The organism is Cupriavidus sp. 2SB (genome assembly GCF_005503625.1).
Classification (GTDB): Bacteria; Pseudomonadota; Gammaproteobacteria; order Burkholderiales; family Burkholderiaceae; genus Cupriavidus.
Genome location: NZ_SCMX01000056.1, coordinates 26,285 through 45,758 on the forward strand (window position 1 = coordinate 26,285; position 19,474 = coordinate 45,758).

Sequence of the window (19,474 nt, forward strand, 5' to 3'; positions counted from 1 at the left end):
CGCCCTTTCACCCGCAGGGTCGTCAAGAAACAAACGTCCCGTGGCTGATACGCTCCGGACTGACACCCCCGATTCTCAAGAGATTCCTCATGCACTCGCACAACCTGTCCGCGTGGACCCACTCTCACGTCTTCGACACCGGCAACCAGGCTGCCGAACGCGGCACGCGCCTGGTGATGTGGATCACGCTGGCGATGATGGCGATCGAGATCGCCGCCGGGCTCGGCTTCAACTCGATGGCGCTGCTGGCCGACGGCTGGCACATGAGTTCGCACGCCGTGGCCATTGGGCTATCAGCCTTCGCCTATGCGGCCGCACGCAAGCTCGCGCACGATGCGCGGTTCACGTTCGGCACGTGGAAGATCGAAGTGCTCGCCGCGTTTGCCAGCGCGGTGTTCCTGCTGGGCGTGGCGGGTCTGATGATCTTCGGATCGGTGGAGCGGCTGCTGAGTCCCGAACCGATTCACTACCGCGAGGCGATGATCGTCACGGCCATTGGCCTGCTGGTGAACCTGGGCTGCGCGATGATCCTTGGCGGGGCTCATCATCATGGACACGATCACGGGCACGACCATCACGGCCACGCGCATGACCACGGCCATCACCATCATCACGACATCAACCTGCGCGCCGCCTATCTGCACGTCGTGGCGGATGCCGCCACTTCGCTGCTCGCCATCGTGGCACTGGCCGGCGGCTGGTGGCTCGGCTGGAGCTGGCTCGATCCGGTGATGGGCCTTGTGGGTGCGGTGCTGGTGGGACGCTGGGCCATCGGCCTGCTGCGCCAGAGCGGCACTGTGTTGCTCGACCGCGAAATGGACCATCCCGTTGTGGAAGAAGTCCGCGAGGTTCTGGCGGAGTTTGCCGAAGGCGAGGAAGGCACGCGCATCGCAGACCTGCACGTCTGGCGCGTAGGCCGCGAACAGTTCGCCTGCATCGCCAGCCTGGTCACGCATGACACCACGCTGACGCCGCAGCGCGTGCGGCAGGCGCTATCGGTGCATGAGGAACTGGTGCATGTGAGTGTGGAGGTTAATTTTTGTGGGGCAGTGCACTAGCGGCTTTCTCCCCTTTCCCGCACCATTCTTTCTCCCCTCTCCCGCGCGCGGGAGAGGGGTTGGGGGAGAGGGCGAGCGCTCGCGAACCGAGATGCTTGTTCGTAGCTTGAAACGCTTACCCTCTCCCCCGCCCCTCTCCCGCAAGCGGGAGAGGGGAGAAAGACAGAGGCGGGAGAGGGGTACGAACTGACACACGCAGCCGCTCAAGGCATCAACAAGATCGCCCCCGTCGTCTCCCTGCGCTCCGCGGCCTCATGCGCGCGCGCCACATCGGCCAGCGGAAAGCGCGCACCGATATCCACCTTCACATGACCTGCCGCGATGGCATCGAACAGATCCTTCGCGTTGGCGCGGAACCGCGCGGCATCCGCGTTGTGCGGAAATACTGATGGCCGCGTCAGGAACAGGCAGCCTTTCTTGTTCAATAGTTCAGGCTCGATGGCCGGCGCCGGACCCGATGCCGCGCCGTACAGCACCACCATCCCGAACGTCTGCGCGCAATCGAGCGAACCGAGGAACGTGTCCTTGCCCACGGCGTCGTAGACCACGGTCACGCCGCGCCCATCGGTGGCATCGCGAACCTGCTTGACCCAGTCGCCATGGCTGTAGTCGATGGCGATATCGCACCCGGCCGCCCGCGCACGCTCGCACTTGGCCGGCGAGCCGGCGGTGCCAATCACGCGCGCGCCCAGCGCCTTCGCCCATCCGCTCAGGATCTGGCCCACGCCACCCGCCGCCGCATGCACCAGCACGGTATCGCCCGGCTTCACGGCGTGGGTATGGCGCACCAGATACTGCGCCGTCATGCCCTTGAAGATCGTTGCGGCGGCCTGTTCGTCGGTGATGGTGTCGGGCAGCTTCACGAGCTTGTCCACCGGCACGTTGCGTCCTTCGGAATACGCACCCAGGCCCGCGTTCATGTAGGCCACGCGATCTCCCACGGCGACATCGGCCACGCCCTCACCCACCGCTTCCACCACGCCGGCTGCCTCGAAGCCCAGCCCGGTGCCAGCCGGCAGCGGATAGGTGCCGCGACGCTGATAGATATCGATGAAGTTGAAACCGATCGCCGTATGCCGTACGCGTGCCTCGCCTGGGGCGGGGGCCGGCAACTCTACCGATTCGAGCCGCATGACCTGCGGCTGGCCGAATTCGTGAAGGCGGATGGCGCGGACAGCAGTCGGCATGGGGTCTCCTCGATGCGCGTTGGCAGAATTTGTGAGACCCGATTATTGATGCAATTCCGATTTTCTGCCGAAGCTCAACCCAGTTCGGCAGACATGCAGAGCGCACTGGTATTGCGCAATCGCTGGAATTCTTCACTCTCCAGCACTTCGGCAGGCAGCTTGGAGGCGTGGATCAGCGAGAAGCCGTAGCGGGAGAAATAGCTGGGGCACGTGGAGGTCAGCAGCACGGCGCGCCGACTGCCGTTGGCGCGCGCCCGCATCATCACGGCGCTCACGAGATGGCTCGCAATGCCCTGGTCACGCCACTCTCGCAGTACGGCAACGGACCGGATGATCGCCGTCTCCCCGAAAAGCTGGGCACAGGCGCAACCGACAAGTTGGGATTCGAGCACGGCAACATGAAACTCGCCGGCAAGGCGCGGTAACTCGTCCACTGGCAAATTGCACCGCTCGAGCACGGCGCCAATGGCAGACACATCCGCGGGCTGCGCAAGCCGGATTCGCAGATCTTTAATCATCTTGAGCCTCTGTATCTCTCATCACATCGGGACGGATATGCCATGGAAGCCCTGCATGGTGAATCTTGGTGCGCCAAGGGGAGCGATGCAATGCCGCGATTGGTGCACGCGCCCCACACTATCGCAATCGGCCTCCGGATTCCAGAAGGGAAACCACCGAAAGCGACGGGTGCCACGCATCAGCCTGTCCGCTCCATCGATGAGCACGAAACAGGCCACACACGGCGGCAGCAGTATCTGCATGTCGTGTGACAGTGTCGAGTAGATGGGGATGAAGCGGACTACGGAAAAACGATGGAGGCGGGGATACGGAATCGAACCGTCGTAAACGGCTTTGCAGGCCGTCGCATAACCACTCTGCCACCCCGCCACGGGGATAGACGATCCGGAACCGGTCGTCGGTGTCTGTGGTGCGGGGCGCAGTGTAGCCGAAGTCGAAAAAACGTGCAGGGCGTGCCGTTATTACCCGAAGGCGGGTGCTGTCTGTCGCTGCTACGCGCCGATCTCGCCCATCGCACTCTGCTGGTAGTTCTGCAGGCCGACGCGATTCACCAGATCCAGTTGCGTCTGCAGCCACTCGATATGGTCCTCGGTGTCGTCGAGGATGGGCGAAAGGACGTCGCGGGAGACGTAGTCGCTCACGGACTCGCAGTACTTGATGGCTTCCTTGAGGCTGGTCTGAGAGACCAGCTCAAGCTTCAGATCGCAGCCGAGCATCTCCTCGGTGGTCTCGCCGATCATGAGCTTGTCGAGGTCCTGCAGGTTGGGCAGCCCATCGAGCATCAGGATGCGATCGATGATCTTGTCCGCGTGCTTCATCTCCTCGATCGATTCCTCGTACTCGTGCTTGCCCAGCGCCTTGAGCCCCCAATGTCCATACATGCGGGCGTGTAAAAAATACTGGTTGATCGCCGTCAGCTCATGCCGGAGTTGGACATTCAGCAGCTGTATTACCTTCTTGTCCGATTTCATGGCGTCGATCCCCGAATATGGCATGCGGTGATTTTCATGTTAATCCGCCAGCCCGGAAGGTCAAGCCCCATGCGGCTTTGCGGACGACACGCATCCTCATCTACGGCTCGTCATTGAATCTGAGACTGATATTGATTCCGATTTATGGCAATAAAAAAGCGCCTCGAAACGAGGCGCCTTATTTGCGGGGCATGCGGTTATATCGCCCGTGCCCTTATTCCCCACTGGCGCGATAGCGATTACGCAGATCGCGAATCAGGTCGTGATTGCGCAGCACACCCTGGTACTGGCGCTCGATCAGCGCGCGGATGTCGAAGCTCAAGTCGGTCTCCTGCAGCGCATCGGCGTACTTCTTCTTTGCCACGTCCTCGCCCTTCTCGGTCTCCTCCAGGATGGCGAGATCCGAACGATCCGATACCGCGGTACGCAGGCTCACCCAGCCGCGATGGAGCGCGCCGGCCACGCTGCCGTGGTCCTCGGGCTTGGCGCCGAGCGCCGTGACCTGACTCTGCAATTCGCGCACTGCGGCGCCTATCTCTGTTGCGCGGCTCGAGAACAGCGTCTTCAACTCGGGATTCTTCGCATCCTCGGCGGCCTTGCGGAAGCCTTCCTCGCCATCGCGCGAGACTTCGATCAGGTCGTTCAGTACAGACACATTGTTGTCAGCCATAGCAAACTCCTCGTTATCTCTCGGACACGCCGCACGCCTGCGCGCAACGCGTCATGGAACATTCCGCGCACACCATCCAGGGTGCGCGGCCCTTGGTTCCAAGATAGAGGAGCCGCCTGCGGGGGACTGTCGGGGCGCCTCGCAACCGGCTGTCGGTCTGCGCCTACATCTGCGTCGCCCCCGCCAGTCAGTCGAACAGGTGACCCATGCGCGACCGCTTGGTCGCCAGATACTTTTCGTTTTCGGAGTTGGACGGCACGATGTGACGCATCTGTTCGGTCACCTTGATGCCCGCATCCTCAAGCGCCCGAATCTTGATCGGATTGTTGCTCATCAGCCGCACCGAGGTGACACCCCACTGCCGCAGGAAATCCGCCGCGAAGGCATAGGTACGGGAATCGATAGCCTGACCCAGTGCCAGATTGGCATCCACGGTGTCGAGTCCGCCATCCTGCAGCGCGTACGCACGAATCTTGTTCGACAGCCCGATGCCACGGCCTTCATGGCCACGCAGATACAGCAGGATGCCACGCCCTTCCTCCGCAATCTTGCGCATGGCGAGATCGAGCTGCTCGCCGCAATCGCAGCGGCACGAGCCAAACACATCGCCGGTCAGGCATTCCGAATGCAAACGAACGAGCACGTTCTCGCCCGAAATATCGCCCATCGACAGGGCCAGGTGCTCGGTTCCCGTATCCATGCCCTGGAAGGCATGAGCGGTGAATTCTCCGTAACTGGTCGGCAGGCGGGCAGAGCCGATCAGCTCACTTTCTAGGTCTTTCATATTGATGTGCAAGGGCTGGAGGCGCCATGGTGCCCGCACGGCATGATGCAGGGGCGGGGCAGGCGCACCGCGCCGCGCCGATTGGGAGAGGCGCAGACGCAGCATGCCGGCAAGGATACCCCGAAATGCATTCTGCTATCGGGTGTGGGGTTACCGGGCGGTAGGCACATGCCTGGTTGTAGACGTTTCCCCCGCGCAGAAAGCAAGAAGGGCCACCCGGATGAGCGGCCCTTCTCGCTGAGACAACGTCACCTTGCGAACCAGTTGCCCGGTCCGCAACAGCCTTACTCCACCGTCACCGACTTCGCCAGATTGCGTGGCTTGTCCACGTCGGTGCCGCGTGCGCAGGCGGTGTGGTACGCCAGCAGTTGCAGCGGTACCACGTGCAGGATCGGCGAGAGCGCGCCGTAGTGCTCCGGCATGCGGATCACCTGGATACCGTCCGACGACTGGATGTGCGTGTCGGCATCGGCGAACACGTAGAGACGGCCGCCGCGTGCGCGCACTTCCTGGATGTTGGACTTCAGCTTTTCCAGCAGCGCGTCGTTCGGTGCCACGGTCACCACGGGCATGGCTTCCGTCACCAGTGCCAGCGGGCCGTGCTTCAGCTCGCCGGCCGGGTAGGCTTCAGCGTGGATGTACGAGATTTCCTTGAGCTTGAGCGCGCCTTCCAGAGCGATCGGATAGTGCAGGCCACGACCCAGGAACAGCGCGTTCTCGCGGCGGGCGAAGTCCTCCGACCACGCGATGATCTGCGGCTCCAGCGCCAGCACGCCATGCAGCGCGGCGGGCAGGTGGCGCAGGTTCGTCAGCGCCTCGGCTTCCTGTTCGTCGTTCAGGTAGCCGCGCACCTTGCCCAGCGCCAGCGTCAGCATGTACAGCGCGGCCAGTTGCGTGGTGAACGCCTTGGTCGATGCCACGCCGATCTCGGTGCCTGCGCGGGTCAGGAAGCGCAGTTCGGTCTCGCGCACCATCGCGCTCGTGGCCACGTTGCAGACGGCCAGCGTGTGCGTGTGGCCCAGCGAGCGGGCGTGGCGCAGTGCGGCCATCGTGTCGGCCGTTTCGCCGGATTGCGAAATCACCACCACCAGTGCGCGCGGATTCGGCACGGTGTCGCGGTAGCGGTATTCGCTGGCGACCTCGACCTGCGTCGGGATCTTGGCGATCGATTCCAGCCAGTACTTGGCCGTGCAGCCCGAGTAGTAGCTCGTGCCGCAAGCCAGGATCAGGATGCTGTCGATGTTGGCAAACACCTGCTCCGCGTTGTCGCCGAACAGGTCGGGCGTGATGGCGGCGATGCCTTCGAGCGTATCGCCCAGGGCGCGCGGCTGCTCGAAGATTTCCTTCTGCATGAAATGGCGGAACGGACCCAGTTCCACGGCGGCGGCGTGTGCCTCCACCACGCGATCCTCGCGCACTACCTCGATATCGTTGACATCGCGGATCGTGACGCCAGCGCGCGTCAGTTCCACCACATCGCCTTCTTCCAGATAGATGATGCGATTGGCAGTGCCGGCCACGGCCAGCGCGTCCGATGCCAGGAACGTTTCGTCGTTGCCGAGGGCCACGACCAGCGGCGAACCGGCGCGCGCGCCGACCACCACGTCAGGATTGTCACGCGCCACCACGGCAATGGCGTAGGCGCCGTGCAGGCGCTTGGTCACCACACGCACCGACGCAAACAGGTCGCCACGCGTGGCGCTGCTCGGATACGTGTAGGCCTGATGGATCAGGTGGGCCACCACTTCGGTATCGGTCTGCGACTCGAAACCGTAGCCCACGGCGCGCAGTTCTTCGCGCAGCGGCTCGTAGTTCTCGATGATGCCGTTGTGGACGAGTGCGATGGTCTCGTCCGAGAAGTGCGGGTGCGCGTTGACCGTGTCGGGCTTGCCGTGCGTGGCCCAGCGCGTGTGGGCGATGCCCAGATTGCCGCCGAGACCCGACGATTGCGTCTGCGCGTCCAGTTCGGCCACGCGCGACACCGTGCGTGCGCGTTCGAGAATGGCGTCGCGCACCACGGCGACGCCGCACGAGTCATAGCCGCGATATTCCAGGCGACGCAGACCTTCGACCAGGACCGGAACGATATTGCGGTGCGAAACCGCGCCAACGATGCCACACATGCTCTAACCCCTTATTTTTTCGGTTGCTTGACCGGACGCTGCCATGCGTCGATCGTCATCTGCTTGGAACGCGACAGCGTGAGCTTGTCGGCCGGTGCTTCCTTGGTCAGCGTCGTGCCAGCGCCAATCGTCGCGCCACGGCGCACCGTTACCGGCGCCACCAGTTGCGTATCGGAGCCGATGAACACATCGTCCTCGATGATGGTGCGATGCTTGTTCACGCCATCGTAATTGCACGTGATGGTGCCTGCGCCGATGTTCACGCGCTGGCCCACGGTGGTGTCGCCGACGTAGGCCAGATGGTTGGCCTTGCTGTGGTCGGCAATCTGACTGTTCTTGACTTCGACGAAATTGCCGATGTGCACATCCTTGCCCAGTTCCGCACCCGGCCGCAAACGCGCGTACGGACCGATGCGCCCGTCCGGCCCGATCTTTGCTTCCTCAAAGTGGCAGAACGGTTGCACGCGTGCGCCAGCCCCTACGGAGGTGTTGCGGATCACGCAGTGCGCACCGATGTGCACGCCATCCTCCAGATGCACGCGGCCTTCGAACACGCAGCCTACGTCGATGGTCACGTCGCGTCCGCAGGTCAGTTCGCCGCGCACGTCGATACGCGCCGGGTCCAGCAACGTGACGCCCGCTTCAAGCAGACGTTGGGCAATGTTGCGCTGATGGATGCGCTCGATCTCGGCCAGTTGCACCTTGCTGTTGACGCCGAGCGTCTCCCACAGTGCAGCCGGCTGGGACGACACGATCTCCACGCCGTCAGTGGCGGCGCGTTCGATGGTGTCGGTAAGGTAGTACTCACCTTGCGCGTTGTCGTTGCGCAGCGTGGAGAGCCAGCGGCGCAGGTGACCCGTCGGGCAGACGAGGATGCCGGTATTGATCTCGCGGATCGCGCGGATTTCCTCGCTGGCATCCTTCTGCTCGACGATGCGGACGATATTGCCGGCAGCGTCGCGTACGATGCGGCCATAGCCGGTGGGATCGGGCATTTCAACGGTCAGCACGCCCAGGCGCTCGGCGCCAGCGGCCTGTACGAGGTGCTGAAGCGTGGACGCCGACGTCAGCGGTACGTCGCCATACAGGACCAGCGTGGGCTGGCCGTCGTCGAGCAGCGGCAGTGCCTGCATGACGGCGTGGCCAGTGCCCAGTTGCTGGGCCTGCTCGGCGAAGGCGACATCTTCTGCGGCAACCGCTGCGCGCACGTGCTCGGCGCCATGGCCCACCACGACGACGAGCCGCGACGGCGAGAGCGTGCGGGCGGTATCGAGTACGTGGGCGAGCATGGGGCGGCCGGCAACCGGGTGCAGCACCTTGGGCAACGCGGAATTCATGCGCTTGCCCATGCCGGCGGCAAGAATGACGATATTCACAAGGAGGGTCCTAAGTGAGTGTGTCTGAGAATATTCTGAAGAATCCGTGCCGTGGAGCACTGCAGTCAGTAGGGCAAAACCGTTGCCACGACTGGGCTGGCGGGCGATCAACCGCCCCTGGAAACATGCGCGCCGATTCTAGCATGCACCCCCGGACCACATCGGGCCGATCACTTCACGTTACGGTTGTTCACATTTGGACACGACGCGTTTTTGCATGGTTTGCAGCATTTACCGTCCTGGCGGCGTTGGGTGGATGCAACGCCATGAAGCTCGGCTACCAGCAGGGTGACCGTCTGGCCTACTGGTGGGTGGATCGGTATGTGGACGTTTCTGACCTGCAGGAGCCGCCCACCAAGGACGCCATCGCCCGGTTCTTCTCCTGGCACCGGCAGGCGCAGCTTCCCGAAATCGCCACGGTCCTGACCCGGGTGAAGGGTGAAGTCGCCGGCCCCATCGAAGCCTCGATGGTCCGGCAGGTGCAGCAGGACACGAACCGCCTGGGCCGCCGCGCCTTCGAGAACGCCGTCCCCGACGTGGCCGACCTGATGCTGACGCTGACGCCCGAACAGATCAAGCGTATGGAAGGCAAGTTCGCGGAAAGCAACGCCAAGTACCGGAAGGAGTTTCTCAAATCCGACCCCAAGGCGCGCACGGACGCCCGCTTCGACAAGATCATGGACTACGCAAAGCTGATCTACGGCGGCTTCTCGGGCGAGCAGGAACGCACGATCCGTGACGCGATGGGCCCGTATATGGAAGGTGCCGAGGCGCGCTACGCGGAGCGGGTGAAGCGGCAACAGGAATGGCTGACGCTGGCGCGAGAGGTCTCGACCTCACATCCGCCGAAGGCGCAGGTCGAGGACATGCTGCGCAAGTACGCCGATCACTGGCAGCGCCCGGCCAGCGGCCAGCAGCGCAGCAACGAGGCAGGCGTGGATCTGTCTGTGAAGATCGCCAATCTCACTACGCCTGAGCAGAAGGCGCACGCGGTGGATCGGTTCCAGAAGTGGATCGACGATACGAGGTCGCTGATGCGGGAGGGGGCTTCGCAGGCAGCGAAGTAATGAAACTCCCCTCTCCCGCGCAGTGGGAGAGGGGAGCAAACCCATCAGGCCGCAGGCTCTTCCGCCTTCTCGATCTTGTCGAACCGCACAAACTCCATCCGGTTCGCTCCCACGTTGCCCGTGAACGTCAGCGCCTGCTGCGTGAACGTGGTTTCCCCGAACAGCGATGCCTCGTCGACCTTCGCCAGTCCAGTCGCCAGCCCGTTGAACGGGAACAGCTCGGTATCCGCCAGGTGGGACGGCACCACATTACGCAGTGCCGCGAAGATGTTGTCGATGCGGCCCGGGAATTCGCGCTCCCATGCCTGCACCATCTCGCTCACCTTCTTGCGTTGCAGGTTTTCCTGCGAGCCGCAGAGATTGCAAGGAATAATCGGGAATTGCATGGCGCGCGCGTAGGACGCGATGTCCTTCTCCGCGCAGTACGCCAGCGGACGAATGACAATGTGCTGGCCGTCATCGGTGGCCAGCTTCGGCGGCATGGCTTTCATCTTGCCGCCGAAGAACATGTTCAGGAAGAACGTGTTGACGATGTCGTCGCGGTGATGGCCCAGCGCAATCTTGTTGGCGCCCAGCTCCTTGGCCGTGCGATAGATTACGCCCCGGCGCAGTCGCGAACACAGCGAGCACGTGGTCTTGCCCTCGGGCACCTTCTCCTTGACGATCGAATACGTGTCTGCTTCGACGATCAGGTATTCCACGCCCACCGATTTCAGGTAGGCCGGCAGGATTTCCTCGGGAAAGCCGGGCTGCTTCTGGTCCAGGTTCATCGCGATGAGCTTGAACTTGATGGGCGCGCGCTTCTGCAGCGCCATCAGCACCGACAACATCGTGTACGAGTCCTTGCCGCCGCTCATGCAGACCAGCACGGTGTCGCCGTCCTCGATCATGCCGAAGTCGCCGATGGCCTTCCCGGTCTGCGACTGCAGACGGGTTTCCAGGCGGTAGAAATTAGCGGAGTGACTCATAAGACGTACCTGAAGCGGGGGCGGGCGCTGAACAATGGCCTGACACCCCCGAAGAACATGCCGGATTGACGGGGCGATATTCTACTGGACCCGCCGCCCCACCGCTCTGCGTGCCTCAGGCCGGCTTGATGTGGAAGACTTCGACGCCCACCGATTCGCAATCCGGATACACATCGGGCTTCTCGGTGGAGACACGCACGGCCCGCACCTTGGGGTGCTTCAGCATGGCGCGCGCCACGTCGTCGCACAGCGTTTCCTGCAGGTGGATATGGCCTTGCGCCATGCGCTCGGCCACGGTGTTGCGCATGAAATCGTAGTCCACCACTTCGTCCAGCTTGTCCGCCTGGGGCGTGGTTTCGGCCAGCGAGACGAACAGGTCGATATTGACCAGCACGCGCTGCTCGCCCTTCTTCTCGAATTCATGCACGCCAATGTTGATCTGCACTTCGTAATTGCGCAGGAACATGCGGCGGCAGTCTTGCAGGCTGGGATGGGACAGGGCGGCAAAAGTCATGGCGGGAACTATCGTTAAAACTTATTCAGTCAGGAACATCACGTCGCGGGCCAGCGGCATCAGGTGCTGGCCGCCATCGACGTAGAGCGTGGAACCGGTCACGGCGCGGGCGATGGCGAGGTAGGCCACGGCCTGCGCAATATCGTCCGGCGTGCTCGATTTGCCGAGCGGCGTCATGCCGTGTGCACGCACGAAGCCCGGATCGGACTGGTCGCCGGACACCAGCGTGATACCCGGCGCCACGCCCACCACGCGCAGGCGCGGGGCCAGTGCCTGGGCCAGTTGCACCGTGGCGGTCTGCAGCGCGGACTTCGACAGCGTGTACGACAAAAAGTCCGGATTCAGGTTGTTCAGCTTCTGGTCGAGCAGGTTGATCACCACGCCACGCTGTTCGGTCTCGTTGCCGTCGGCACCCAGCGCCTTGTGCATCTCGCGCGCCAGCAGCAGCGGTGCGGCCACGTTCGTGCGCATATGCGTATCGAGCGAAGCGTACGAGAAGCTCGTGGCCACGTCGTACTGGAACAGCGAGGCATTGTTGACCAGGCACGACGGCACGCCGAGCGCATCCTTGCAGGCGGCGATCAGCTTGCTCGTGGCACTTTCGTCGGACAGGTCGGCCTGCAGCACGGCAGCGCGGCGACCGAGACTGCGGATCTGCGTGGCAAGCGCTTCGGCCTCGTCGCGCGAGCGGTTGCAGTGGACGGCTACGTCCCAACCCTGCGCGGCAAGCTCGAGCCCGATGGCGCGGCCCAGGCGGCGTGCGCCGCCGGTCACCAGCGCCACCCCACGCGAGGGTGTGGTTCGGGCGGCGGCAGCGCCCTCAGTATTGAAATCTGGCATTGCTACAATTCGCGGTATGCAGAAAGTCGCTAGTCTACCCCTTCCCTCCGCCGACGCGCTCGGCGCCTCCACGGCTCTTTCCACCGTCATCGCCGATGCCATCAAGGCTGCGGGCGGCTGGATCGGCTTCGACCGCTTCATGTCGCTGGCGCTCTATGCGCCGCGCCTGGGTTACTACAGCGGGGGCGCCGCCAAGTTCGGGCGCGACGCCGGCGACGGCAGCGACTTCATCACCGCTCCAGAACTGAGTCCCTTCTTCGCGCGCACACTGGCTCGCCAGTTCGCACCGCTGATCGGCATGAACCTGCCGCAAGTGATGGAATTCGGCGCCGGTACGGGCCGGCTGGCAGCGGATCTGCTGCTCGCGCTCGAAACCGAAGGCGCGTTGCCCGATACGTACCGGATCGTCGAGCTTTCCGGCGAACTGCGTGCGCGCCAGCAACAGACGCTTGCCGAGCGTGCGCCCCATCTGGCGTCGCGTGTGACGTGGCTCGATACCCTGCCCGACCGCTTCGAAGGCGTGATCGTCGGCAATGAAGTGCTCGATGCGATGCCTGTGAGCCTGTTCGCCCGAATCGGCGGCAAGTGGCACGAACGTGGCGTGTCACACGATGGGAATGGTTTCGCCTATCAGGATCGGCTGATGGAATCTTCAGCCGTGCCCGCCGCGTTGAAGGATTTTCCGGGCGATCACGACGTGGTCACCGAAACCCACGCCGAAGCCGAAGGCTTCACGCGTGCCGTCGCGACGATGCTCTCGCGCGGCGCGGCGTTTTTCATCGACTATGGTTTTCCGGCCGCCGAGTACTACCACCCGCAGCGCGTGGGCGGCACGCTGATGTGCCACTACCGCCATCACGCCCACCCCGATCCTTTCCTGTATCCGGGCCTGCAGGACATCACCGCACACGTGAACTTCACCGGCATCGCCGAAGTCGCGGTGGATGCGGGCCTGACTGTGGCGGGCTTCGCCTCGCAGGCACGCTTCCTGATGAATGCCGGCATTACCGAACTGATGATGTCGCTCGATCCATCGGATGCCCGCGCCTTCCTGCCGCAGGCCAACGCCGTGCAGAAGCTGCTGTCTGAAGCGGAGATGGGCGAGCTGTTCAAGGTCATCGCCCTGACCCGCGATCTCGACGATGCGCTGCCGCTGGCCGGCTTCGCACGCGGCGACCGTACCTTCGCTCTCTGACCCGGATCACGCCATGTTGCGTTGGACTTTCACCATCTTCCTCTGCGTGATCGTGCTGTCGGCCTCGCTGCCGTGGCTGCAGAAGATCGGCCTCGGACGCTTGCCCGGCGATCTGCGGTTTCGGCTTTTCGGGAAGGAGTATGTGCTGCCGTTTGCGTCGACGATATTGCTGTCGCTGGTGGCACTGGTGATTGGGAGGTTGTTGTAGGGGGGGGTATGCCATCCCACCAGGTTTTGCTCCCCTCTCCCGCAAGCGGGAGAGGGGAGAAAACCAAGCGGGAAAGGAAACTCAACGCTATTCCTTAACCCCCAACCGCTCCGCCACCGCCTTCACCCTTGCCTTGTGCACCCGATCCTTGATCTGGTCCACGCGATCCTCGCAAGCCTTGGCGATCGCACCCGCATCCACCGACGCCGCCGCATCGCGCGCCGCCATCAGGCGTGTCGTCTGCGGATACTCCCGATCCTCGAAACCCAGCCGGCCGCGTGCATCGGCTTCGCACGCCTGCAGTGCTTCGGCAAAGCGATCCGGTTTGCGCAACGCATCACAACGCTCCACAAGCCGTGTCAAAGCCGCTGCGCCGAACTCCATCGAGCGATGGATGTTGCCGTGTTCGCGTGCCACCAGCACCGCCAGTTCGCGACAATCGTTCGGAACGCGCAGCCGCTTGCAAACCGCTTCAAGCAGACCCACGCTGCGCTGCTCGTGTCCGATATGGCGTGGCAGCACGTCCTGGGGCGTGGTGCCTTTGCCCAGGTCATGCGTCAGCGCGGCGAATCGCACCGGCAGCGAGGCGCCGACGCTGGCCGCATAGTCCACCACCATCATCACGTGGATGCCGGTATCGACTTCCGGATGGTAATCGGCACGTTGCGGCACACCCCACAGCCGGTCGAGTTCGGGCATCAGCCGCGCCAACGCACCGCATTCACGCAGCACGTCGAACATGCGCGACGGACGCGCCTCCATCAAGCCACGTGCGAGTTCCTGCCACACGCGCTCTGGCACCAGCGCATCGACCTCGCCCATCTCCACCATGCGGCGCATCAGCGCGACGGTTTCAGGCGCCACCGAGAAATCGTGGAAGCGCGCGGCAAAGCGCGCCGCGCGCAGGATGCGCACCGGGTCTTCCGCAAACGCATCGGACACATGCCGGAACTGTCGCGCGGCGAGATCCCGCTGGCCGCCGTACGGATCGATGATCGGGCCGACGAGGTTGTCGTCCGCATCCACGGCCTGCGCCATGGCGTTGACAGTCAGGTCCCGACGCACGAGGTCTTCCTCGAGCGTGACTTCCGGTCCGGTGTAGAACGCAAACCCCTTGTAGCCCACCGCCGTCTTGCGCTCCGTGCGAGCCAGCGCGTATTCGGCCTTGGTCACCGGATGCAGGAAGACCGGAAAATCCTTGCCCACCGGCTTGTAGCCGGCGGCTTCCATTTCCTCCGGCGTGGCGCCCACCACCACGTAGTCGCGGTCCTGGCTCGGCTTGCCGAGCAGTTGGTCGCGGATCGCCCCGCCGACGGCATAGACCTGCATGAATCAGCCCGTGACGATGATCGCGTCCGGGCGATCGGGTTGCAAACGGTACGGCTCGTCGGCCACGACGAAATCACGCTCCTCGCGCGCCGCGGCCACCCACTCCTGCATGGCCGGCACCGTCAGGATGAAATCCGCGTAAGCCTTGGCAGCCTCCGGCAGATGCACGCCGTACGTGGCGAAGCGGCTCACCACGGGCGCGTAAAACGCATCGGCTACGGTGAACGTACCGAACAGGAACGGACCCTTCTCGCCATGCTGCGCGCGCAGGCCGGTCCAGATGGCTGCAATGCGGTCGATATCGCGTTGCACGGCCACGCTCCACCCGATGCCGGGCAGCACGGCCGTGATGTTCATCGGCATCTGGCTACGCACGTTGCCGAAGCCCGAATGCATCTCCGCGCAGATCGAACGCGCCACGGCGCGCGCGGCGGGATCGGTCGGCCAGAGTTGCTTCTCGGGGAATTTCTCGGCCACGTACTCGGAGATCGACAAGGAATCCCATACGGTCACGTCGCCATCGATCAGCGCCGGCACCTTGCCGGCCGGCGAGTACTGCATGATCTCTTCATCGAATGCCTTCGTGAACAGGCGCAGCGGGATTTCCTCGAAGGCAATGCCGGCGTGGCGCAACAGCAGCCAGGGACGCAGCGACCAGGAGGAGTAGTTCTTGTTGCCGATGACGAGCTTCATCGCAAATTCCTTGGGGGCGAAGATCGGGAAGACGTTGGCGCGCGGCGTATTTCGCCGGGCACCGTGGACCGGACATTCTATCGACCCGGACGCGGCAGCTCCAAACGAAATACGCTCGCAAGCCTGTGAGCGCCAGTCACAACGGACGGGCTCAGCGATGCACGCTGCCGCGCAGCCCCTGCATCACCGAATCGCGGCCACGACCGGCCAGCACATCCGTCATCACGGCTTCAAGGCTGACCGGATGCACGCCGAGTTCTGCGGCCATCGGTTGCGCCAGCACATTGTCGAGCCGCATCGAATCGAGATTGTCGCGCGACAACACCGTACCGCCGGGCATATGTTCGAGCACCGCCGCCTGCATGCGCGCCAGTGCATCGGGCAATGCGATCACCGGGCGCGGATGCCCCGACGCGCGGCCCGCGAACTTGACCAGTTCCTCCAGCGTATAGACCTGGGGTCCGCCCAGTTCATACGACTGGCCGATGGTCGACGGATTCGCCATCGCGTTGACGAACGCCTGCACCACATCCATCACGAACACCGGCTGGAAGCGCGCATGCGCGCAGGCCAGCGGCACCACCGGTGCCATCTGCTGCAACTGGGCGAACAGGTTCAGGAAATGATCGTCCGGGCCGAACACCACGGACGGCCGCAGGACAGTCCAGGCGAGACCGCTTTCGCGCACGATGCGCTCGCCCTCGCCCTTGCTGCGCAGGTACATCGACGGCCCCTGCGGATCGGCGCCGAGCGCGCTCATGTGGATCAGGCGGCGAACGCCGGTGCGCTGGCACGCATCGACCAACTGGCGCGGCAGGTCTACGTGCGCCGAGGCGAACTGCGGACCATACGGATCGGCCCGGTCGCCGTGCAGCACACCAACGAGGTTGACGACGATGCCATCCACGCCGAGCGATCCGATGGCATCGTCGAGCACTGCCGTATCGGCCAGCCCAAGCTCCACCGTTTCCACGCGCGGCAGGAGTAGCAGGTGCTGCGCATGCTCGACATGGCGCGTGCCGACCACGATGCGGTCAGGTGCGATGGGACTATCGGGATTGGCGGCCGGATCGAGCGGCGCGCCGGACGCTGAAGCTGCGCCGGCAAGGCGGGAGACGAGGTGGCTGCCGATGAAGCCGGCACCCCCGATGACAAGAACATTGCTGGTCTGCATGGTGGGCTCCGTGACGGCCGCGCCGCGCACTACCCGGCGAGGGTAGCCGCAGCACGGTCTTCGCATTGCGATTCGCGCATTGCGATTCCATTACACACGCATCGATGCGTGCGCCGGCATCACGAAGACCCTGCCCCGCTTTGGGGCAGCCAGGCTTAGGGCAAGCTGGTCGTCGTGACGCTGGACGGCGCGACCACACCCAGCCGGTCTTTCAGCGACTGGGGGCGGCCACTCATCAATGCAGAATAGTACGTGGCGTTGGAAAGCACATTCTTGACGTAGACGCGCGTTTCCGTGAACGGGATGGTCTCTGCAAAGATCGCGCCTTCCACCGGCCGCGACAGGCTCGAACGCCAGTTCTTGGGGCGTCCCGGGCCTGCGTTATAGCCAGCGGAAGCCAGCGTCCATGAACTGTCGAGGTCGGTCAGCACCATGCTCATGTAATTTGTACCGAGCATGATGTTGATGTTCGGGTCGCTCATCATCGACGGCGAGAAGTCGGTCATGCCGATCTTCTTGGCCACGAAACGCGCGGTGGCCGGCATGACCTGCATCAGCCCGTGCGCGCCCGCCGATGAGCGTGCGTCCATGATGAAGCGCGATTCCTGTCGGATCAGCCCATACGCCCACGCCATGTCCAGGCCCACGGCTTCGGTGTTCCGCTGCATGATGTCCTGGTAGGGCATCGGGAAGCGCTGTGCGAAATCGTGTTCGGTCTTCGTACGATCCGACGTATTGACCGTGCGATCCAGCAGCGAGATCTTGCGCGCATACTCGGCCGCAGCCAGCAGTTCGCGGTCGTTCATGCCGCGCAGTTCCCAGTTCCACTCGCGGTTGCCTTCGAAACGCAGATTCAGGCTGTAGAACTTCTGCGCGCGGACAAAGCCCGGACGCGAACGCATCGCCATGGCCTCGCCATCGGTCACCGCCGTGCGCTGCGGCACCGTGATGCGGCGCCCCAGTTCCTCGCTGGCCAGCTGGCCATAGAAGTTGAACTGGCTGGCAATCGACTGGAACTGCTGCTCGGCATCGCTGGTGCGGCCATCGGCCTTCAGCGCGCGGCCATACCAATACGTCCATGCCGGGTCCTTGCCGCGCAGTTCCGGACGCATCAGTTCGATGGACTGCCGCACCTGCTTCCAGTCGCCCTGGCGCAGCGCGGCGCGTACACGCCACTCCTGCGTTTCATCGGACAGCCACTGGTTGCCGCCCATGTCGAGCTGGCGGCGATAGTAACCGGCGGCCTCGGGCATCAGTTTCTTGGCGGCGTACTGACCGATCACGCCCCACGCCGCGCCTTGTTCATCGCGCGACAGGTTGCCGACGATGGTGCTCAGGTACGCTGCGGCCTGCGCGGGATCGCTACGTGCCATCTTGACCACGGTGGCCAGCGCATCGCTGTCCACGCGCACATCGGGCAGCGTGCCAGCAATCTTCGCGGCCAGCGTCGTATAGTTCTGTTCCAGCGCCTGACGCGCATAGAACGCCACATCGCTGCGCTGGATCTGCTGCGCCTGCGCCATGTAGCCGATCAGGTCCACGCACGCTTCGCCAAAGTAACGTGGGTCCACAAGCAGCGCACGCGAATCGGCCGACACGTTCTGGCCCTTGAGCGCCTTCGACAGCAGCGCGTAGCACTCCACCTGCGTGTCGTCCTTCAGCACGAACTGCGGATACTGGATATCGAAATTGGCCCAGTCGCGCTTCTTGCCCAGCACCAGCAGCCAGTCATTGCGCATGCGGTCGGCAATGGCTTCGCCCTGATAACGCTGCAGGAAGGCGGCAATTTCGGCGTCCGGCGTGTCGATGCGCGCCTGGCCGCCGCTGTCGAACATCTGCGGCTTGATGCGGAAATACTCGACGTACGAGGGAATCGGATAATCGACCAGCGTGGCCGAGATGGCCGCGGCGCGATCGACGTCGTTCTTGCGTGCGGCTTCGCGCAGGGCAACGAACGCATCGTCCGGATTGGACGGGATGGTTTGCGCGGCGGGTTGCTGAGGTGCGGGTCGCGCTTGCGGCGCGGGTTTCTTCTGGGCAAAAGCCGGCGTGGCCAGCAGCGCGCCCGCGAACGCCAGCCATGCGATGCGGCCTGCGCGGCGCAGATATACTCCCTTGGGCATTCTTTGCTATCCCTTATGTGGTCGTGCATGCCCTTTTTCGACGGCACGCACGCAAATGTTCGTTTGACGGAATCGGTCTGATTGCCGGCCATTATTGCACGCCATGTCACCCACCCAAGTACCGGACAGAGGCCCGGACGACCGCCAATTCAACGCCGCGGAAGACCGGCGCACCATGCGCCGCCGGCTGCTCGAATTGCGCGCCAACCTGCCTGGCCGCACCGAGGCCGATGCCCGCATCGAAGCGGCGCTCGGCACGTTGCTGGAACGGCTTGGCGTACGAAAGGTCGGCTTCTACTGGCCGATCCAGCAGGAATTCGACGCACGCGGCGCTATCGCGCACTGGCTGGCCGCCATGCCGGGCCGCACCGCCGCCCTGCCCGTGGTCAGCCGCCCCGGTGCGCCGCTCGACTTCCATCTCTGGACGCCAGACACGACAATGCGCGCCGGCCACTACGGCATACCCGTGCCCGATGGCACCGAGGCCGTGACGCCCGACGCGCTGCTCATACCCTGTGTCGGTTTCAGCGCCGATAAGTTCCGGCTAGGTTACGGCGGTGGGTTCTACGATCGCACGCTGGCCGCAATGGCCGGTGCTGGCGCCACACCGGTGGCGATCGGGATTGGCTATGAAGCGTGCCGGGTTGCGCTGGCTGCGGAACCACACGATTTGCC

19 protein-coding genes and 1 tRNA gene are annotated in these 19,474 nt (G+C 64.0%); 5 read left to right on the forward strand and 15 right to left on the reverse strand.

What is annotated here, in order from left to right:
- The first annotated feature begins 89 nt into the window (after nucleotides 1-89).
- Nucleotides 90-1,058 carry a CDF family Co(II)/Ni(II) efflux transporter DmeF gene (gene dmeF, locus FFS21_RS22630; RefSeq protein WP_137926974.1) on the forward strand — a complete coding sequence of 323 codons (969 nt, stop codon included), beginning with the start codon at nucleotides 90-92 and terminating at the stop codon, nucleotides 1,056-1,058.
- 203 nt (nucleotides 1,059-1,261) lie between these two features.
- On the opposite strand, the gene FFS21_RS22635 is transcribed toward dmeF, so the two are convergent.
- The 8 genes from FFS21_RS22635 to glmU all read right to left on the reverse strand — a co-directional run bounded on the left by FFS21_RS22635 (nucleotide 1,262) and on the right by glmU (nucleotide 8,688).
- A complete protein-coding gene (locus tag FFS21_RS22635) occupies nucleotides 1,262-2,245 on the reverse strand; it encodes a quinone oxidoreductase family protein (protein WP_137926975.1) in 984 nt (327 codons plus the stop codon).
- Nucleotides 2,246-2,319: 74 nt separating this feature from the next.
- Nucleotides 2,320-2,763: a GNAT family N-acetyltransferase gene (locus FFS21_RS22640; protein ID WP_137926976.1), complete on the reverse strand. Its 444-nt coding sequence runs from the start codon at nucleotides 2,761-2,763 to the stop codon at nucleotides 2,320-2,322.
- A 295-nt stretch (nucleotides 2,764-3,058) separates the two neighbouring features.
- Nucleotides 3,059-3,133 (reverse strand) — tRNA-Cys (locus tag FFS21_RS22645).
- Nucleotides 3,134-3,255: 122 nt separating this feature from the next.
- Nucleotides 3,256-3,735, reverse strand: coding sequence for a bacterioferritin (gene bfr, locus FFS21_RS22650; RefSeq protein ID WP_137926977.1), 480 nt, complete (start codon nucleotides 3,733-3,735; stop codon nucleotides 3,256-3,258).
- A 214-nt stretch (nucleotides 3,736-3,949) separates the two neighbouring features.
- Nucleotides 3,950-4,405: a PA2169 family four-helix-bundle protein gene (locus FFS21_RS22655; protein WP_137926978.1), complete on the reverse strand. Its 456-nt coding sequence runs from the start codon at nucleotides 4,403-4,405 to the stop codon at nucleotides 3,950-3,952.
- A 187-nt stretch (nucleotides 4,406-4,592) separates the two neighbouring features.
- On the reverse strand, nucleotides 4,593-5,189 hold the full coding sequence (ribA, locus tag FFS21_RS22660) for a GTP cyclohydrolase II (protein WP_137926979.1): 597 nt from the start codon (nucleotides 5,187-5,189) through the stop codon (nucleotides 4,593-4,595).
- Nucleotides 5,190-5,473: 284 nt separating this feature from the next.
- The gene (gene glmS / locus FFS21_RS22665; protein ID WP_137926980.1) at nucleotides 5,474-7,312 is read right to left on the reverse strand and encodes a glutamine--fructose-6-phosphate transaminase (isomerizing); all 1,839 of its coding nucleotides are present in this window, start codon (nucleotides 7,310-7,312) and stop codon (nucleotides 5,474-5,476) included.
- Nucleotides 7,313-7,323: 11 nt separating this feature from the next.
- Nucleotides 7,324-8,688 (reverse strand): bifunctional UDP-N-acetylglucosamine diphosphorylase/glucosamine-1-phosphate N-acetyltransferase GlmU, encoded by a 1,365-nt coding sequence (glmU, locus tag FFS21_RS22670; RefSeq protein ID WP_137926981.1) that lies wholly within the window; start codon nucleotides 8,686-8,688, stop codon nucleotides 7,324-7,326.
- Between the two features lie 266 nt (nucleotides 8,689-8,954).
- On the opposite strand from glmU, the gene FFS21_RS22675 reads away from it, so the two are divergent.
- The gene (locus FFS21_RS22675) at nucleotides 8,955-9,755 is read left to right on the forward strand and encodes a DUF6279 family lipoprotein (protein ID WP_137926982.1); all 801 of its coding nucleotides are present in this window, start codon (nucleotides 8,955-8,957) and stop codon (nucleotides 9,753-9,755) included.
- Nucleotides 9,756-9,799: 44 nt separating this feature from the next.
- On the opposite strand, the gene ttcA is transcribed toward FFS21_RS22675, so the two are convergent.
- The 3 genes from ttcA to FFS21_RS22690 all read right to left on the reverse strand — a co-directional run bounded on the left by ttcA (nucleotide 9,800) and on the right by FFS21_RS22690 (nucleotide 12,077).
- On the reverse strand, nucleotides 9,800-10,723 hold the full coding sequence (gene ttcA, locus FFS21_RS22680; RefSeq protein ID WP_137926983.1) for a tRNA 2-thiocytidine(32) synthetase TtcA: 924 nt from the start codon (nucleotides 10,721-10,723) through the stop codon (nucleotides 9,800-9,802).
- Nucleotides 10,724-10,838: 115 nt separating this feature from the next.
- Nucleotides 10,839-11,237 carry a dihydroneopterin aldolase gene (locus FFS21_RS22685; protein ID WP_137926984.1) on the reverse strand — a complete coding sequence of 133 codons (399 nt, stop codon included), beginning with the start codon at nucleotides 11,235-11,237 and terminating at the stop codon, nucleotides 10,839-10,841.
- 21 nt (nucleotides 11,238-11,258) lie between these two features.
- Nucleotides 11,259-12,077, reverse strand: a complete 819-nt coding sequence (locus tag FFS21_RS22690) for an SDR family oxidoreductase (protein WP_137926985.1) — start codon at nucleotides 12,075-12,077, stop codon at nucleotides 11,259-11,261.
- A 16-nt stretch (nucleotides 12,078-12,093) separates the two neighbouring features.
- On the opposite strand from FFS21_RS22690, the gene FFS21_RS22695 reads away from it, so the two are divergent.
- Complete coding sequence (locus FFS21_RS22695) at nucleotides 12,094-13,272, forward strand: class I SAM-dependent methyltransferase (protein ID WP_137926986.1); 1,179 nt, start codon at nucleotides 12,094-12,096, stop codon at nucleotides 13,270-13,272.
- A 13-nt stretch (nucleotides 13,273-13,285) separates the two neighbouring features.
- Entirely contained in the window at nucleotides 13,286-13,480 is a 195-nt protein-coding gene (locus tag FFS21_RS22700; protein ID WP_137926987.1) for a DUF2905 domain-containing protein, read from the forward strand.
- A gap of 87 nt (nucleotides 13,481-13,567) precedes the next feature.
- Here the strand turns inward: FFS21_RS22700 and FFS21_RS22705 are convergent, their stop codons facing one another.
- The 4 genes from FFS21_RS22705 to FFS21_RS22720 all read right to left on the reverse strand — a co-directional run bounded on the left by FFS21_RS22705 (nucleotide 13,568) and on the right by FFS21_RS22720 (nucleotide 18,799).
- The gene (locus tag FFS21_RS22705) at nucleotides 13,568-14,809 is read right to left on the reverse strand and encodes a multifunctional CCA addition/repair protein (protein ID WP_137926988.1); all 1,242 of its coding nucleotides are present in this window, start codon (nucleotides 14,807-14,809) and stop codon (nucleotides 13,568-13,570) included.
- 3 nt (nucleotides 14,810-14,812) lie between these two features.
- The gene (locus FFS21_RS22710) at nucleotides 14,813-15,502 is read right to left on the reverse strand and encodes a glutathione S-transferase family protein (protein ID WP_137926989.1); all 690 of its coding nucleotides are present in this window, start codon (nucleotides 15,500-15,502) and stop codon (nucleotides 14,813-14,815) included.
- Between the two features lie 151 nt (nucleotides 15,503-15,653).
- Nucleotides 15,654-16,676: a complex I NDUFA9 subunit family protein gene (locus FFS21_RS22715; RefSeq protein WP_137926990.1), complete on the reverse strand. Its 1,023-nt coding sequence runs from the start codon at nucleotides 16,674-16,676 to the stop codon at nucleotides 15,654-15,656.
- Between the two features lie 155 nt (nucleotides 16,677-16,831).
- Nucleotides 16,832-18,799 carry a lytic transglycosylase domain-containing protein gene (locus FFS21_RS22720; protein WP_137926991.1) on the reverse strand — a complete coding sequence of 656 codons (1,968 nt, stop codon included), beginning with the start codon at nucleotides 18,797-18,799 and terminating at the stop codon, nucleotides 16,832-16,834.
- A 103-nt stretch (nucleotides 18,800-18,902) separates the two neighbouring features.
- On the opposite strand from FFS21_RS22720, the gene FFS21_RS22725 reads away from it, so the two are divergent.
- Nucleotides 18,903-19,474, forward strand: a 572-nt coding sequence (locus tag FFS21_RS22725) for a 5-formyltetrahydrofolate cyclo-ligase (protein WP_137926992.1), incomplete at its 3' end; no start/stop codon positions are given.